Below are 17225 nucleotides of genomic sequence, written 5' to 3'. Positions count from 1 at the left end.
TATTACCTCCCGCTTAGAAGGGAAAAGCAAGATGAGACGCAAGTACGGCATCGCAGGTGTGTTCGTCACGGCGATGCTCGCGCTGGCCGCCTGTGGTGGCGGCGGTGGTGACACCGCAGGGGGCAACCCGCTCGACACCACGAGCGCGGCTCCCAGCGGGTCGGCCTCGGGCGGGGGCGGCAAGGCCATCGTTGGTTCCTTCGACTTCGACGAGAGCGTGCTGCTCGGGTCGATCTACGCGCAGGCCCTTGAGGCCAAGGGCGTGCAGGTCGAGGAGAAGCCGCGCATCGGCAGCCGTGAGGCCGTCTATGACCAGGTGAAGAGCGGCGGTCTGACGATCGTCCCCGAGTACAACGGCAACCTGCTCGCCTTCATCGACCTCAAGGCCACGGCCGCGACGACCGACGAGGTCAACACGGCCCTGAAGGAGAAGCTGCCGGCCGAGCTCGAAGTGCTCGACTCCTCGCCCGCCGAGGACAAGGACAGCCTGTCCATCAGCAAGGACACCCAGACCAAGCAGTCGCTGAACACGATGGAGGACCTCGCCAAGGTCTCCAAGACGATGATCGTCGGCGGCCCGCCCGAGTTCAAGAAGCGGTGGGAGGCTCGGTTCAAGGAGGTCTACGGGATCGAGTTCAAGCAGTGGAAGCCCACCGGGCCGACCACGGCTGACGCCCTGAAGGACGGCACGATCCAGGTCGGCAACGTGTTCACCACCGACCCCAAGATGGCGGCGAACAACCTGGTGCCCCTTCAGGACACCAAGAACATCTTCCCTGCCCAGAACGTGACGCCGCTGCTCAACAAGGCCGGAGCGAGCGACACGATCAGGACCACGCTGAACGCCGTCTCGGCGAAGCTCTCCACGGAGTCCCTCCTGGAGATGATGCAGAAGATCTCCGTCAACAAGGACGAGCCCGCCACGGTGGCCAAGGAATGGCTGAGCACCAACGGGCTCGGCTGACCCGCGCCGCGAGGGCTCCTCAGGGGCCCTCGCGGTGAGCGAGGTCACGAGCGAGTTCACAGAGGCGATGGCGCAGCTCGCGTCCGGCGTCGGCGTGGTGACCGTCCGCGACGGGCGTGACGACCTGGGCGTCACCGTCTCGGCGGTGATGTCCGTCTCGCTCGCGCCCCCGCTCGTCCTGATCAGCCTGACCAGCAGCGGCTACCTCAACGAGGTCCTGCTCCGCCAGGACCGCTGGGCGGTCTCCCTGTTGTCGTCCGGCCAGGCCGCCGTCGCCAGCCGCTTCGCCACCCCCGGCCGCCCCAGCGCGCGGCTCCTGGTGGCGGGCACGCCGCACCACCGCGGCGCGCACACGGACGCGCTGGTGGTGGAGGGCGGGGTGGCGGCGCTGGAGGCCGAGACCACCAAGGTGGTCCCGGCCGGAGATCACACGCTCTACGTCGCCGCCGTGCTCGCCGTCCCTTACCTCAACCCCGCACTCCAGCCCCTGGTACGCCTCCGCGCCCGCTACCGCGCGATGGGAACCTGATCAGCGGCCGCCGTCAGCGGATCGTGTACCACTCGGGGAGCAGGAGAGGACCTGAGGCGGCGGGCAGGCCGAGCTCGGCGGACAGCCGGGCCAGCGGCCCCCAGGCGTCCAGCCGGATCCTGGCCAGCGCGGCCGACTTGTCCTCGCTGGACTCCGGCCCGCGCAGCCGCTCCAGCGGGTTGAGCCGCGGATAGGTGCGCACAGGGGCGTCGTCGGCCAGCTCGGCCCGCCTCCTGGCCAGGGCCAGCGCGTCCTCCAGGCCGCCCAGCTCGTCCACCAGACCGCTGGCCTTGGCGTCGGCGCCGGTCCACACCCGGCCGCGGGCCAGCTCGTGCGCCCGCTCGCGGGTGAGGTCACGGCTCTGGGCGACCTTGCCCACGAAGTCGTCGTAGATGCGGTCGAGCCAGGCGTTGATCCGCTCCCACTGCTCGGGAGAGAAGCCGCGGGACAGGGAGAACATCCCGGCGTTGGCGCCCGCGGCCACCATCTCGGAGGTGACGCCGAACCTCTCCAGCATCTCCGCCAGCACGGGCTTGCCGCCGTACACGCCGATCGAGCCGGTCAGCGTGCCGGGCTGGGCGACGATCACGTCGGCGGCCATCGCCACGAAGTAGCCGCCGGACGCCGCCAGGTCGCCCATGGAGACGATCACCGGCTTGACCTTGCGGGTCAGCGTCACCTCGCGCCACACCGTGTCGGAGGCCACGTACGAGCCGCCGGGGCTGTCCACCCGGAACACGACGGCCTTGACGTGCTCGTCGCGCCTGGCCGCGCGGAACGCGGAGCTGATCGTGTCGGAGCCCATCGCCCCGCCGCCGCCCAGGGGGCTGCGTCCGCTGCGCCCGCCCTTGATCATGCCGGTGCCGTGGATCAGCGCGACCCCGTCGGCCATCGGGTTGGGCAGCTTCTTGACCGCCGCGCTTCTGGCGTACTTGGAGACGTACAGCAGGTGGGCCTCGCCGCCCGCCGCCCGCTTGGCCTCGTCGTAGACCTCGTCGCGGTAGGCCAGCTCGTCGACCAGCCCGGCCTCCTGCGCCTCCGCGCTCGTGAACGGGCCGCGGTCGATCAGCTCGCGCACCTTGCCCGGGTCGAGCTGCCGGCCCTCGGCGATGCCCGCCACGAGGCTCTCGGTGACCGACTCCACGATCCGGCTCATGGACTCGCGATGAGGCTCGGTCATGTGGTCCTGGGTGAAGGTGTTGACCGCGGTCTTGTACTCGTGCCGCTGGCCGGCTTCGTACCCGACGCCGGCCTTCTCCAGGGCGCCCTTGAAGAAGCGCTGCTCCAGCGCCACCCCGGTCAGCCCGACGTCGCCGCTCGGCTGCAGGCAGATCCGCTCGAAGGCGCTGGCCAGGTAGTAGGGGATCGTGCCGCCGCCGAACTCGCCGAACGTCTCCGCGAACGCGACGGTCAGTTTCCCGGAGGCCCGGAAGTGGACCACGGCCTGACGCAGCTCCTGCACCATGGCCAGGCCCAGCGGGGCACTGCCGATCTTGACGACGAGCGCCTTGACCCTGGAGTCCTGCCCGGCGCGCTTGAGCCCGGACAGAACGTCGGCCAGTCGCGTCTTCCGCATCGACAGCACCGCGGCGAGCGGATCGGCCGGCGGGCCCTCGGTAATGCCTTCAGTGAGATCGAGCTCCAGCACCAGCGGGCCAGTGCGCCGCTGGCGAAGCTTGTCGACGGTTTCGAAGATCGCCCTGCCTGCGTCCATAGAAGCCACCCTAAGCGACACAAATCAAAATGTGCCGACCGGCAGAAACAGGGAATGGGGGATCTCGCCGCTCGTGGGCCGGATGTGCGGATCCGGCCCGTCGAACAGGGTCAGACGCGGGGATCCGCGCCCGCGCCGGAGGCGGCGGTGGCCCGCTCCGCGTCGATCCGCGGCGTGCGCACCTGGGTGCCCGCCACGTCATAGGTGACGGCCGTCCCCGTCGCCTGCAGCCGCTGCAGGCTCTGCGCGACCGTCATGTTCGGGTACGCCTGCTTCATCAGGGCGAACATGCCGGCCACGTGCGGTGCCGACATCGAGGTGCCGCTCTTGACGTCGTACGCGTCGTCGGGCACCGAGGAGTTGATGTCCACGCCCGGCGCGAACAGGTCGAGCAGCGGCCCCCGGTTGGTGAACGTGGCCAGCGCGTCCCTGTCGTCGGTCGCGCCCACCGTGACCGCCGTCGAGATGCAGGCGGGCGAGGAGACGCCGTTCGGGAAGCCGTTGTTGCCCGCCGCCACCACGGGCGCCACGCCGAGGGCGATCAGCGCGTCGAAGTCGGGCTTGACCGCGGCGGCCGTGGCGTTGGTGTCGCAGGCCTCGCTGAACGGGCCGCCGCCGCCGAGGCTCATGTTCACCGAGGCGACGTTCAGGGTCCTGGCGACCCTGGCCACGTATTCGAGCGCCAGCTTCTGATCAGAGGTGTAACTGAGGAAGCACGGCGCCCTGGTGCCGCCGATCGCGCAGACCAGGGGGTTGTCCACGCGGCTGAAGACCTGGATCGGCAGGAGGCCCGCCGCGGGGGCGACGCCGTCGGACGGCGCTCCCGTGGTGCTCCTGCCCGCCGCGATGCCGGCCACGTGCGAGCCGTGCGAGCAGGCGTTCGTGCCGTTGACGACGCACTGCGTGGTCTCGGCGTTGGCCGCGCCGACGCCGATCTGGCTGGGCTGGTTGTTCGGGCAGAGCGAGACGGTGCCGTCGCGGGCGTCGGACGAGGAGAAGCACGCCTCGTCCGCGATCCGGCCGGTGAAGAACGGATGGTCCCGGTCGATCCCCGTGTCCAGCACGGCGACCGTCGCGCCCCGGCCGGTCCAGCCCGCGTCGTTCGCCCGGTTCGAGCGGATCAGGGCGGTGCTGGCGTCCAGCGTGGGCGCGCTCAGCTCGTCCTTGTAGACGCTCTGGACGCGGGCGTCCTTCTTGAGCTTGACCAGCGTCGGCTGGTCCAGCTCCGCGACGAAGAAGTGCGGCGACTGCGCCGCCTCCAGGACTCTGCTGCCCTCGGAGGCCTGTTCGAGGTCGCTGGCGACGGCCTGCACGCTTTCGCCAGGCTTGAGCTGGATGATCGAGCGAACGCTGGCCTTGGACTGGATCTCCGCGATGAGCGCGGGACTGATGATGGGATCGCCGGTGTCGGCGGAGTCGGCGTTGAGCGCCGGGGCCGCGCAGAGCGCGGCTGACGTCACGGCCAGCGTCGTGGCGCAGGCCAGGAGAGACCGTAGCCTCACGTATTCCTCCGAGGTACAACCTTGAGGCTGGAGCCGTGAAGCTGGCACGCCTCCCGGCTTGCGTACAGCCGCATACATCCCCACCTGCGACAACTGTGATGTCAGTGACGTATGTAACCAGAGAAACGATGGAGGCGTTTTTGCCTTATTGAGGGCAAAGAAAAAAGCCGGTCTGAAGTGACCGGCTTTTCCTATTATTTGGTTATTTCACGGTCTTGATGACGTTCTTGGCGGCCTTCTTCAGCGCGGTGGCGGACGACTTGCCGCTCAGCCGGACCTTCTCAGCGGCGGTGACGGTCGTGGTGCCGTTCGTGCCGTGCGCCCAGTTCAGCCAGGCCGTCAGCAGCGCGCTGTCGAGCTTGGCCTTGCTGGTCTTGGTGTTCTTCAGCACCCGGTACGCCTTGCCGAGCGATGACGCCTTCGTCACCTCGGGGAAGACCTTGCTCGACTTGCTGATCAGCTTCAGGTAGCAGGTGAGCGTGGCGTCGGGGATCGCGCCGCTGCTGCGGTGGATCTCCACGGACCACTTCTTCGCCGACAGCTTCTTGGCCGTCGTCCCGCGCGTGCAGACCGCGGCCGTCGTCGCCGGGGTCGGGGTGACGGTCACCGTGACCGTGACGGTCGGCAGCGGGACCGGCGAGGTGGAGGAGGTCGGCGTGGGCTCCGGCTCGGCGTCCGTGGGGTCGGGCTCGGGGCTCGGGCCGCTGCTGTCGGACGGGTCGGGCTCGGGGGCCGGATCCGCGGTCGGGGACTGGGAGATGGGCGGCTGCGGCGTCGCCCCGGCCAGGGCCGCCGCCAGGTCCAGGCGCGGCGTGGTGACCTGTGCGCCGTTGGCCTCGTACACGTACGGCCTGCCGGTGGTCTTCAACGTGTTGATCAGGTCGGCCATCGGCGTCTGCGGCGAGGCCTGCTTCATCAGCGCCAGCGCGCCGGCCACGTGCGGGGTCGCCATCGAGGTGCCGCTGTAGACCGTCGTCGCGTTGTCGGGCACCGAGGACTCGATGTCCACGCCCGGCGCGAACAGGTCGACGATCGCTCCGCGGTTGGAGAAGTCGGCGATGGCGTCACTGCCGTCGTTCGCGCCGACGGCCACCGCCGTGGAGATGCAGGCGGGGTAGGAGGCCCCTTCGAAGAACTCGTTGCCCGCGGCCACCACGGTCGCGATGCCCTTGGCCAGCAGGGCGTCGATCTTCGGCTTGAAGACCGCGCCCTCCTCGCTGGTGTCGCAGTCGGTCTCGGACAGCGAGCCGCCCAGGCTGAGGTTCACCGCGGCGACCGGCTCGGTCAGACCGGCCACCCAGTCCATGGCCTGCCGCAGCGACGACTCGAACGCCAGCAGGCAGGAGGGCTCGCCGCACACGTCCTCGTCGTCGACCCGGCTGAACACCTGCACCGCCACGATGTTCGCGCCCGGCGCGACGCCGCCGGTGCCCGCCGCGATGCCCGCGACATGGGTGCCGTGGTCGCACAGGTTCACGCCGTCGGCGAGGCACCTGGCCGTGGTCGCGTCGGCCGCGCCCGTTCCGGTCTGCGAGGTCGCCCCGTTCGGGCAGAGCGACGTGACGCCGCTCTCCACGGCGGAGAAGCACGCCTCGTTGACCAGCCTGCTCCCGAACCACGGGTGGTCGCGGTCGATGCCGGTGTCGAGCACGGCCACCGCCTGGCCGGTCCCGGTGAAGCCCTTCGCGTGCGCCTGGTCCGCGCCGATCAGCGAGAGATTGGGGCTCACGTCGGCGGGCGTGTACGTCCTGTCGCTGTGGATGGAGGTGACCCGCGGATCCTCGGCCAGCTTGGCCAGCTCCTCGGCGGTGCCTTCGACGACCATGAACGTCTGGCTCTGCGGCTGCAGCACCACGTCCACGCTCTCGGCCGCCGCCTGGCTCGCCACGGGGGCGTTCTGCGCGGGGTCGGCTAACTCGACGATGGCCCGCGCGGTGCCGCCGTCCACGCCTAAGCCGTCCTCGACCTTGTCCTCAGGCGCCGTCGCGGAGTCGGTAGGCGCAGCGGAGTCGGTGGCCCCTGGGGAGGGATCCGCCGATGGCTGCGCCGGCTCCGACACGCTCGGCGCTGGGGTGGGCGTCGGGTCGTCTGCATAGGCCGGGCCTGAAAGCGGCAGCAGAGCCAGCGCGATCGAGGTCACGATCAGGGGGCGAAGTCGCACGCGTCCTCCGAGGGGGATGATCTCGGAGTTTAAGGTGATTTACCGGACAGGCACAGGCCCCCTGCCCGGTTTCTCACCGAACTTTCAGCCGCCGCACCTCAAACGTTCAGGCAGTTTCATCCGTTTTCCCGTCCTGAACTCCCTTGGGCGTCACCTCGTGCGCGAGCCAGACGGCGCCGAGCGGCGGCACCCGTAGCGTGGCTGAGCAGGGCAGCCCGTGCCAGGGCTCCTCGGCCGCCTCGACCGTCCCCATGTTCCCCACGCCGCTGCCCCAGTAGTCGTAGGCGTCGGTGTTGACGACCTCCGACCACTGCCCGGCGTACGGGAGCCCGAGCCGGTAGTTCTCGTGCGGCCCGCCACTGAAGTTGACCACGCACGCCACCGCGGACCCGTCGGCCGCGTAGCGGACGAACGAGAAGGTGTTGCCCGAGGCGTCGTCGGCGTCGATCCACCGGAAGCCCTCAGGGGAGCAGTCCTGCTCCCACAGCGCCCGGGTCTCCTTGTAGATCCGGTTCATGTCGCGCACCAGCCGCTGCACGCCCTGGTGCCCGTCGAACTCCAGCACCCACCAGTCGAGCCCGCGCTCCTCCGACCACTCGGAGCCCTGGCCGAACTCGCCGCCCATGAACAGCAGCTGCTTGCCCGGATGCGCCCACATGAACGCCAGCAACGCCCGGAGCTGCGCGAACCGCTGCCATTCGTCGCCCGGCATCTTGCCGAGCAGGGAGCCCTTGCCGTGCACGACCTCGTCGTGGGACAGCGGCAGCACGTAGTTCTCGGAGTAGGCGTACAGCAGCGAGAACGTCATCTGGTGATGGTGGTATTGACGGAAGACCGGCTCGTGGCGCAGGTATTCGAGCGTGTCGTGCATCCAGCCCATGTTCCACTTGAAGCCGAACCCGAGCCCGCCCAGGTGAACGGGCCGTGACACGCCCGGCCACGCGGTCGACTCCTCGGCCACCGTCGAGATGCCCGGCGCCTCGCGGTAGCAGACGGAGTTCATCTCCTTGAGGAACTCGACCGCGTCGAGGTTCTCCCTGCCGCCGTAGACGTTCGGCGTCCACTCACCCTCGCGCCGCGAGTAGTCCAGGTAGAGCATCGACGCGACCGCGTCCACCCGCAGCCCGTCGATGTGGAACTCCTTGAGCCAGAAGACCGCGTTGGCGACCAGGAAGTTGCGGACCTCCCTGCGCCCGAAGTCGAAGACGTACGTCCCCCAGTCGGGATGCTCGCCCCTGGCCGGGTCGGCGTGCTCGTAGAGCGGGGTGCCGTCGAAGCGCGCCAGCGCCCATTCGTCCATCGGGAAGTGCGCGGGCACCCAGTCCAGCAGCACCCCGATGCCGCGCTGGTGCAGCCGGTCCACGAAAAGGCGGAACTCGTCGGGGGTGCCGAACCTGGCCGTCGGCGCGTAGTAGGACGTCACCTGGTAGCCCCACGACCCGCCGAACGGGTGCTCGGCCACCGGCAGCAGCTCCACGTGCGTGAAGCCCAGGTCGGCCACGTAGTCGGAGAGCTGGTCGGCCAGCTCCGTGTAGGACAGCCCGGGGCGCCACGAGCCCAGGTGGACCTCGTAGACGCTCATCGGCGCGCTCAGCGCCTGCTGCTCGCGCCGTTCGGCCAGCCACGCCTCGTCCTGCCAGGCGTAGTCGGAGCTGTCGACCACGGAGGCCGTCATCGGCGGCACCTCGGTGCGCCTGGCCATCGGGTCGGCCTTGTCGCGCCACACCCCGTCGGCGCCCAGGACCTGGTACTTGTACCGCTCGCCCGCCGCGATGCCGGGCACGAACAGCTCCCACACCCCCGAACGGCCCAGCGAGCGCATCGGGTAGGCGACGCCGTCCCAGTGGTTGAAGTCGCCGACGACCCTGATGCCGCGCGCGTTCGGCGCCCAGACGGCGAAGGCGGTGCCGTCGACGTCCTGGTGTTCCATCACCCGGGCGCCGAGCACCTCCCACAGCCGCTCGTGCCGGCCCTCGCCGATCAGGTGCAGGTCCACCTCGCCGAGCGTGGGCCAGTGCCGGTAGGGATCACGCACCTCGTACGGGGGCGCGCCGGAGTATTGGACGCTCAGCGCATAGTCGGGCGCCTTGTCCAGCCCCGCCACCGTGACCTCGAACACCCCATGGGCCAGGTGCTTCATGTCATGGGCCGTACCGTCCTCGAGCACCACGCGCACCCGCTCCGCCAGCGGGCGCAGCGTGCGGAAGACCACTCCGCCGGACGCGGGGTGCGCGCCGAGCACGGAGTGCGGATCGTGGTGCGCCCCGCCCGCCAGGCGGTCGAGCTCTGTCCTCATCGGCATGCTCCCAACCCTGCCCTATGATGACCGTCCATCCCAGGCACTGCCCGCTTTCACGGAGACAATCACCGAATGTGCAAAATCCCGGGCTGATCACAAGGGGATGCCCGTTCGGACAAGTGATCCTTTTCTGCTTCTTGGCCCGACATACTGGGGGGCTTTCCCATCAGCCCCAGCAGAAAGGCCGCGCCCTCATGTACCCCCCGCCTCCCGGCCCGCCACCCCAGGGGTATCCGCCCCCGCCGCCGCCTCCCTTACGCCCGGTGCGCGGCGTCGCACTCTTCGCCGTGGTGGCGCTCATCTGCGACTCCGCCGTCGGCGTCATGGCGGCGGTGATCGACCTCTGGTACGCGGCCCTCGTCGACCGCATGATCGTGGACGTGGAGTCCGTGCCGGAATCGGAGATCAACACCGCCGACTTCGTCTACGGCCTCTCCGGCATCCTGGAGACCGTCGTCTACGTCGTCGCCGTCGTGGCCTTCCTCGCCTGGCTGCACCGGGTCAGGGACAACGCCGAGCTCCTCTCGCCGGACGGCCACCGGCGCTCCAGGGCCTGGCTGTTCTTCGGCTGGGCGGTGCCGATCGTGAACTTCTGGTTCCCGAAGCAGATCGTGGACGACATCTGGTACGCCTCCACTCTCGCCGGCCGCGAGTCCTCGCCCTCGAAGGGCCTGATCAACGGCTGGTGGGCGGCCTGGCTGATCGGCAGCCTGGTGTCGAACCTGGGCGGGCGCCTGCTGTTCGGCGCGGACGAGCTGGACTCGCTGTCCGCCGCCGCGCGGTTCGACGTGGTGAGCATCGCGCTCATGCTGATCGCGGCTCTCCTGGCCATCGGCGTCATCCGTAAGATCAGCGACGCCCAGGAGCAGCACCTGCCGTCCCCGCCCGCCTTCGCGCCCGGCTACCCGGCGTACTGACGGGGGTCCCGGCGCCTCCGCGGCCATCCAGTCGCCCCGCCGCGTTCCCCTACGCCTCCGCGGTCAGCTGCTCGATCGGGGCCTTCGCGCCGCGCGCCTGGGCCGCCGCCAGCCCATCCCCGCCGAGCGCCGCCGTCACCGCGGCCGTGATCCGGGCGACGTCGCCCCGCTCGCCGGGCGGCAGCGGCGCGCCCACGGCGTCCCTGAGCGCCGCCGCCTTGCCCAGCAGAAGCCCCGCCTGCTCGTACCGCCCGCCCAGCGCCCGCGCGCCCGCCAGCCCTTCCAGCGCGAGCGCGGTCGCGCGCGGATCGCCGACCCTGCGCGCCGCCGCGAGCCCTTCCCGCTGCAGCTCCAGCGCGGCGGCCGCGTCACCCCGCTGCTCGGCGGCGAAGCCCAGCTCGGCCAGGATCAGGGCCAGGCCGGGCTCGCCCGCCACGTCCCTGACCCAGTCCAGCCAGGGACGCAGCCGCCGTTCGGCCTCCTCCAGCCGCCCCTGCCGCCGCGCCCCGAGCGCCAGCCCGAGCTCGGCGAACTCCTCGGCGGGCCGGTTCGACTGGGCCACCGCCAGCCGCCTGGCCCGCTCGTGGTAGTCCTCGGCCCGCGCGTGGTCGCCCGTCAGCATGGCGATCCTGCCCAGCCGGGACAGCGCGTCGGACACCGAGCTCCACAGCCCGAGCTCCTCGGCCATCCGCAGGCCCTCGACGCGCAGTGAGGTGGCCTCCGCGTAGTCGCCGGTGATCTCGGCCAGCGTGCTGAGGTTCTCGGCGGCCCGCATCTCGCCCCACCGGTCGCCGACCTCCCTGAACAGGGCCAGCCCCCGCTCCCCGTCCCGCCGCAGCGCCGCCAGGTCGCCTCGCATGGCGGCGTACCTGGCCAGGACGTTCAGGGCGGCGGCCGTACCCCATCGGTCGTCCAGCTCGCGGAAGGTCGTCAGCGCCCGCTCGATCAGCCCCTGGCTGAGCGACAGGTCGTCGTACCCGAACAACGCGAAACCGACGAACCACCGCGCCCTGGCCCTGGCCAGCGGCTCTTCGACGGCCTCGTACACCTCGTCGGCCGGCACCTCCGGCCGCCCCGCCAGCATCCGCAGCCCGGCCAGCCACAACGTGGCCTGCGCCGCGCCGGAGGCGGGCGCGCCGGGGAGCGCCAGCGCGGCCTCCAGCGCCCGTTGCCCCTCGCCGAACCGGCCGCGCAGCACCCAGTACCAGGCCATCGCGTTCACCAGCCGCACGGCCTCGCCCGCCGCGCCCAGCCGGGCTGCCGCGTCCAGCGCCGCCCGCAGGTTGGCGGCCTCGGCGTCGAGCCGGGCGAGCGCGCCGCGCTGCCCGTGCCCCCGCAGGCACGGCTCCAGCCGCTCCGCCAGCCCGGCGTAGTGGCGTACGTGCCTGAGCCGCACGCCGTCCAGCTCGCCCGCCTCGGCCAGCCGCTCCTGGCAGTACGCGGCCACCGACTCCAGCAGGCGATACCGCGGTCCGGGCACCCGCACCACCAGAGACCGGTCCACCAGCCTGGCCAGCAGGTCGAGCACGTCCACGCCGGGCTCGGCGCAGATCTCCTCCGCCGCCTCCAGCGTGCAGCCGTCGGCGTGCACGGCCAGCCGCCGCAGCACCACCCGCTCGCCCTCGGTCAGCAGCTCCCAGCTCCAGTCGATCATCGCCCGCAACGTCTGCTGCCGGGCGGGCGCCCCTCGCCGCCCCGAGGCGAGCAGCCTGAACCGGTCGTCCAGCCGGTCGGCGAGCTGGCGCGGGGTCAGCGCCCGCATCCTGGTCGCGGCCAGCTCCAGCGCCAGCGGCAGGCCGTCGAGCCTGGCGCAGATCTCCGCCACGTCCGCGTCCGGCTCGATGCCCGCCCGTGCCGCGAACAGCTCCACGGCCGCCTCACGCTCCAGCGGCGGCACGCTCCACAGGGCCTCGCCCTCGATCCGCAGCGACTCCTGGCTGGTGGCCAGGATCCGCAATCCGGGAGCCGCCCGCAGCAGCCGCCCGGCCAGCGCGGCGACCTGCTCGACGACGTGCTCGCAGTTGTCCAGCACGAGCAGTGTCCGCTTGCCCTCCAGGGCGGCCGCCAGCCGGTCGGTCATGGACCCGGCCACGTCGTCGCGCAGCCCGAGCACCGCCGCGATCGCCTCGGCCACCTCCACCACCGCCGCCTGAGCGGTCAGCGACGCCAGCTCGACCAGCCACACCCCACCCTCGAACGCCCCGGCGTCCGCGACGCCAGGAGCGGCGGCCAGGGCGAGGCGGGTCTTGCCGACTCCGCCGGGACCCGTGAGCGTCACCAGGCGGCCGGCCCCGAGCAGCGAGCGGACCTCGGCCACCGCGGCCTCCCGGCCCACCAGGCGGGTCAGCGGCGCGGGCAGGTTCGTACGCGGGCGGGCGGGCGGCTCCAGCGCCGGGTCCTGCTCCAGGATCGCCTGGTGCAGCGCCACCAGCTCCGGCCCGGGATCGAGCCCGAGGTCGTCGGCCAGCCGCCGCCGCAGGTCCCCGTACCCGGCCAGCGCCTCGTTCTGCCGCCCGGCCCGGTACAGGGCCCGCAGGTGTACGGCGCGCAGCCGCTCGCGCAGCGGGTTCTCGGCCACCAGGCCGGCCAGCTCGGCCGCGAGCAGCCCGTGCTCGCCCAGCCCGAGCCGTGTCTCGGCCAGCTCCTCCATCGCCACCAGCCGCTGCTCGTCCAGCCGGGCGACGGCCGTTCGGGCGAACGGCTCGTCCGCGAACTCGGCGTAGGCGGCCCCGCGCCACAGCCCGAGCGCCTGCCGCAGCAGCTCAGCGCGTACGCCCAGATCGTCGGTGCGCTGCGCGCGCCCGATCAGCGACTCGAACAGCCCGGCGTCCACCGACTCCGGCGTCACCTGCAACGCATACCCCGGCGCCTGGAACGCGATCAGCTCCCGCCCGCCCAGCACCCTGCGCAGCTGCGACACCTTCACCCGCAGCGCCGCCAGCGGATCGCCCGGCGGCCGGCCGCGCCAGAGGTCCTCGATCAGCCGGTCGGCGGAGACCGGCCGCCCCGGCCGCATCAGCAGGGCCGCGAGCAGCGCCCGGACCTTGACCTCCGGCACCTGGACCGGCTCCCCGCCGGGCGCCCACACCGTCAGCGGCCCCAGCACCCCGAACCGCATCTGCCCCCCATAACCAACTCCGAATCAGACCATAAGCCCCCACCTGCAAGGTGGACCGCAGCTCACCTCAAAGAAGGAACACTGAAATGTCGGAAAATATCTCCGTTCTCGGCCTCGGCCTCATGGGATCCGCCCTCGCGGAAAGCCTCCTGGCCGCCGGCCACCGCGTCACCGTGTGGAACCGCTCGCCCGCCAAGGCCCAGCCCCTGGTGGCCAAGGGCGCGACCGCCGCGGCCACCCCCGCGGAGGCCGTCGGGCCGAGCGACCTGGTGATCGTCTGTGTGCTCGACTACCCCGCCGTGCGCGAGGTCCTGGACGACGTCTCGCTTGCGGGCCGCGTCGTCGCCAACCTCACCACCGGCAGGCCCGCCGAGGCTCGCGAGACCGCGTCCTGGGCGGCCGAGCGCGGCGCGGACTACCTGGACGGCGGCATCATGGCCGTGCCCTACATGATCGCCAAGCCGGGCGCGCTGATCCTCTACAGCGGCTCCCAAGCCGCGTACGACCGCCACGAGCAGGCCCTCGCCGTCATGGCCGAGCCCCGCTACGTGGGCACGGATCCAGGCCTGGCCCCGCTGCTGGACCTGGCCATGCTGACCGGCATGTACGGCCAGATCGCCGGATTCCTGGAGGCCGCCGCGCTGGTGTCGTCCGCGAAGTACCCGTTGACGGAGTTCACCAGCACGCTGTTGGTCCCGTGGCTCAACGCGATGGCCGCGGGCAAGCCCGCCATGGCCGCGGCGATGGAGTCGGGGGACCACCGCACCGAGGTGTCCAACCTGGAGATCAACCGGGTGGGCGTGGACAACCTGATCCGCACCTTCAGGGAGCAGGGCGTCCGGCCGGATCTCCTCATCCCGATGAAGACGATCCTCGACCAGCGCGTCGCCCGCGGCCTCGGCCACGAAGGGCTGTCGGGCCTGGTGGAAGAGCTCTGATGGACTAGTGGGGCTCAGCGGGGGTGGAAGGCGGCCAGGGGGATCGACACCCACGAGGGCCGGTTGCGGGCCTCGTAGACCACCTCGTACACCGCCTTCGACAGCTCGAAGGCCCGCAGCAGCGCCGCGTCCGCCCGGCTGGTCACCCCGCCGGCCGCCACGTATCCGTCGAGGAACGCGATCCGGTTCCGGTCGGCCCACTCCTGGGCGCGCGGCTCCAGCGCTGCCGCCTGGGAGTGGTCGGCCAGCAGGTGCCTGGCCGCGTAGTCGAACGAGCGCAGCATCCCCGCCACGTCCCGCAGCGGCGACGACAGCGCACGCCGCTCGGCCAGCGGCTGCCCGGGCTCGCCCTCGAAGTCCAGCACCACCCAGTCCGTCGGCGTGCGCATGACCTGGCCCAGGTGATAGTCGCCGTGAACCCGCTGCACAGGAACCTCGTTCGTGAGCAGCTCCACCTCGTGATAGGCGCTCTCGATGGCGCTGACGTAGGCCCGCAGCTCGGGCACCTCCGCCACCGCCCGGCCGAGGCGGCGTCTGAAGCCCTCGGCCATCCGCTTGACCTCGTGGACCTCGATGACGTCCGTGGGAAAGGCCTGGGCCAGCTCCTCGTGCACCCGGGCGGTGGCCGCCCCCAGCCGCAGCGACTCGGCCGCGAAGTCCCCGCCCGCCTCGGCCGCCGAGACCCCGGGCAGTGAGGCGTACAGGTCGCGCACGCTGGCCAGCGCCAGGTCCCAGCCGTCGTTCGCGGTGGACAGGAACTCCTGCATGATCGCGAGCGTGGTGTCGGTGCCGTCGAGGTCCGTCTCGATCCACCCGTACGGCTGCGCGATGTGCGGCGCGTCCCTGGCCGCCAGCGCGGTGACGATCTCCAGCTCCGGGTTGACCCCAGGGATGAGCCGGCGGAAGAGTTTGCAGATGTACGCGTCACCGAAGACGAGGGAGGTGTTGGACTGCTCCGCCCCCAGCACCAGGCTGCGCGGGGTGGTGTCGACGGTGACGCCGGGCACGTGGCGCATCCGCAGCCCGCTGCGGTTCTCGTCGTGCGCCATGCCGTCCAGCAGCCAGCTCGTACGATCGGAGTCGTGGACGGCGTCGTACAGGTAGACGTCGCCGATCGTGCCGATCAGCGCGTGCGAGAGGCGGTCGGGGAGCGTGTCGCGCTCCCCGAGCAGGACCTGGTAGCGGTCCCGCGAGCCCTCCTGCCAGATGGCGATGATCAGGTGTCTCAGTCCGGGCGTCAGCTCGACGTCCGAGTCGATCGACAGCTCGTCGATCGCGCGCCCCTTGCCGCCGAACCAACGCTGGCGGCCGATCCATGCGGCAAGGAGCTCATCAAGCACGTCCTACTCCTCCTGGGTGGCTGCCGGCGGGAGTGTGAACCAGTAGAACCCATGCCCTGGAAGCGTCAAAAGATACGGAAGCTCGCCAATTGCCGGAAATGGTACGCCTCCCATGGTCTCGACGGGAGAGACGCCCACGAATCGCCGCAGGTCCAGCTCCACCGGCTGCGGGAAGCGTGAGAGATTGTTCACGCACAGCATCCGGTCGTCACCCAGCTCCCTGACGAACGCCAGTACGCTGGGGTTGGAGGAGTTGAGCTCCGCGTAAGCGCCCAGCCCGAAGACGGGGTGCCGCTTGCGGATCTCGATCATGCGCTTGGTCCAGTGCAGCAGCGAGCCGGCGTTCTTCTGCTGGGCCTCCACGTTGATGGCCTGGTAGCCGTAGATCGGGTCCATGATGACCGGCAGGTAGAGCCGGCCGGGGTCGCAGTCGGAGAAGCCGGCGTTGCGGTCGGGGTCCCACTGCATGGGCGTGCGCACGCCGTCGCGGTCGCCGAGCCAGATGTTGTCGCCCATGGCGATCTCGTCGCCGTAGTAGAGCACGGGGGAGCCGGGCAGCGACAGGAGCAGAGCGGTGAACAGCTCGATCTGGTTGCGGTCGTTCTCCAGCAGGGGTGCGAGGCGGCGGCGGATGCCGACATTTGCCCGCATGCGGGGGTCTTTGGCGTACTCGGTGTACATGTAGTCGCGTTCTTCGTCGGTGACCATTTCGAGCGTCAGCTCGTCGTGGTTACGGAGGAAGATTCCCCACTGGCAATTTTCCGGAATTTTCGGCGTTTGTGCCAAAATTTCGGAAATGGGGTAGCGCGACTCCCTGCGGACGGCCATGAAGATTCTCGGCATAAGCGGGAAATGGAATGCCATGTGGCATTCGTCCCCACCACCGACCGGATCGCCGAAATACTCCACCACGTCGGACGGCCACTGGTTCGCCTCGGCGAGCAGCACCCGGTCCGGGAACAGCCGGTCCACCTCCGACCTGATGGACTTGAGGTACTCGTGCGTCCTCGGCAGGTTCTCGCAGTTGGTGCCCTCTTCCTCGAAGAGGTACGGCACGGCGTCCAGCCTGAATCCGTCGATGCCCAGGTCGAGCCAGAAGCGCAGCACTTCGAGCATGGCGTCCTGGACGGCCGGGTTCTCGTAGTTGAGGTCCGGCTGGTGGTGGAAGAAGCGGTGCCAGTAGTACTGGCCGCGTACCGGGTCGTAGGTCCAGTTGGACGTCTCGGTGTCGATGAAGATGATCCGGGCGTCCTGATACTTCTCATCGGTGGACGACCACACGTAGAAGTCCCCGAAGGGACCCTCGGGATCGTGCCGCGATGCCTGGAACCAGGGATGGGCGTCGCTGGTGTGGTTCATGACCAGGTCGGCGATGACGCGCATGCCGCGCTTGTGTGCCTCGTCGACGAGCTTCACGAAGTCTCCCAGATCCCCGAACTCGGGCAGGATCTTCATGAAGTCGGCGATGTCGTAACCGCCGTCACGCAGCGGCGACTCGAAGAGCGGCAGCAGCCAGAGGCAGTCCACCCCGAGCCACTGCAGATAGTCGAGTTTGCTGATCAGGCCCTTGATGTCGCCGGTTCCGTCGCCGTTGGAGTCGGCGAAACCTCGGATCAGGACTTCGTAGAAAACCGCGCGCTTGTACCAATAGGGGTCGCGCGGCTTCCCCTCGTCGAAAGTATTGGGAATGGGTGTGGAGCTCATGAGCTTCCCCGCAAAGGGCTCATGACGGAGGCGCTGTCA

General features: G+C 70.5%; 11 protein-coding genes. 4 read left to right on the top strand and 7 right to left on the bottom strand.

The genetic code is table 11. The annotated features are described in order from the left end of the window. The first annotated feature begins 31 nt into the window (after window positions 1–31). Both ABEA43_RS26015 and ABEA43_RS26010 read left to right on the top strand, forming a co-directional pair. Window positions 32–964, top strand: a complete 933-nt coding sequence (locus ABEA43_RS26015; RefSeq protein ID WP_345565690.1) for an ABC transporter substrate-binding protein — start codon at window positions 32–34, stop codon at window positions 962–964. Between the two features lie 67 nt (window positions 965–1031). Next, the gene (locus tag ABEA43_RS26010; RefSeq protein WP_425570371.1) at window positions 1032–1493 is read left to right on the top strand and encodes a flavin reductase family protein; all 462 of its coding nucleotides are present in this window, start codon (window positions 1032–1034) and stop codon (window positions 1491–1493) included. Window positions 1494–1506: 13 nt separating this feature from the next. Here ABEA43_RS26010 and sppA read toward each other — a convergent pair whose 3' ends face one another. The 4 genes from sppA to glgB all read right to left on the bottom strand — a co-directional run bounded on the left by sppA (window position 1507) and on the right by glgB (window position 9166). Further along, complete coding sequence (gene sppA, locus ABEA43_RS26005; RefSeq protein WP_345565687.1) at window positions 1507–3207, bottom strand: signal peptide peptidase SppA; 1701 nt, start codon at window positions 3205–3207, stop codon at window positions 1507–1509. 110 nt (window positions 3208–3317) lie between these two features. Further along, window positions 3318–4709, bottom strand: coding sequence for a S8 family peptidase (locus tag ABEA43_RS26000; protein ID WP_345565685.1), 1392 nt, complete (start codon window positions 4707–4709; stop codon window positions 3318–3320). A gap of 202 nt (window positions 4710–4911) precedes the next feature. Further along, window positions 4912–6870 carry a S8 family peptidase gene (locus tag ABEA43_RS25995; protein WP_345565683.1) on the bottom strand — a complete coding sequence of 653 codons (1959 nt, stop codon included), beginning with the start codon at window positions 6868–6870 and terminating at the stop codon, window positions 4912–4914. Window positions 6871–6976: 106 nt separating this feature from the next. After that, window positions 6977–9166: a 1,4-alpha-glucan branching protein GlgB gene (glgB, locus tag ABEA43_RS25990; protein WP_345565681.1), complete on the bottom strand. Its 2190-nt coding sequence runs from the start codon at window positions 9164–9166 to the stop codon at window positions 6977–6979. Between the two features lie 266 nt (window positions 9167–9432). Between glgB and ABEA43_RS25985 the strand changes: the two genes are divergently transcribed. Then, the gene (locus ABEA43_RS25985) at window positions 9433–10086 is read left to right on the top strand and encodes a DUF4328 domain-containing protein (RefSeq protein WP_345565679.1); all 654 of its coding nucleotides are present in this window, start codon (window positions 9433–9435) and stop codon (window positions 10084–10086) included. A gap of 49 nt (window positions 10087–10135) precedes the next feature. Here the strand turns inward: ABEA43_RS25985 and ABEA43_RS25980 are convergent, their stop codons facing one another. After that, entirely contained in the window at window positions 10136–13204 is a 3069-nt protein-coding gene (locus tag ABEA43_RS25980; protein WP_345565678.1) for an ATP-binding protein, read from the bottom strand. Between the two features lie 86 nt (window positions 13205–13290). Here ABEA43_RS25980 and ABEA43_RS25975 point away from each other — a divergent pair, with 86 nt between their 5' ends. Then, window positions 13291–14142: an NAD(P)-dependent oxidoreductase gene (locus ABEA43_RS25975; protein ID WP_345565677.1), complete on the top strand. Its 852-nt coding sequence runs from the start codon at window positions 13291–13293 to the stop codon at window positions 14140–14142. Window positions 14143–14156: 14 nt separating this feature from the next. Here the strand turns inward: ABEA43_RS25975 and ABEA43_RS25970 are convergent, their stop codons facing one another. Together ABEA43_RS25970 and treS are read right to left on the bottom strand one after the other, a co-directional pair. Continuing rightward, window positions 14157–15482: a maltokinase N-terminal cap-like domain-containing protein gene (locus ABEA43_RS25970; protein ID WP_345565676.1), complete on the bottom strand. Its 1326-nt coding sequence runs from the start codon at window positions 15480–15482 to the stop codon at window positions 14157–14159. 3 nt (window positions 15483–15485) lie between these two features. Then, entirely contained in the window at window positions 15486–17186 is a 1701-nt protein-coding gene (gene treS / locus ABEA43_RS25965; protein ID WP_345565674.1) for a maltose alpha-D-glucosyltransferase, read from the bottom strand. Between the last annotated feature and the right edge of the window lie 39 nt (window positions 17187–17225).

The sequence above is a fragment of the Nonomuraea rosea genome, assembly GCF_039539705.1.
Classification (GTDB): Bacteria; Actinomycetota; Actinomycetes; order Streptosporangiales; family Streptosporangiaceae; genus Nonomuraea; species Nonomuraea rosea.
The sequence above is the reverse complement of the archived record's forward strand: the minus strand, read 5'-3'. Positions and strand labels throughout refer to the sequence as shown.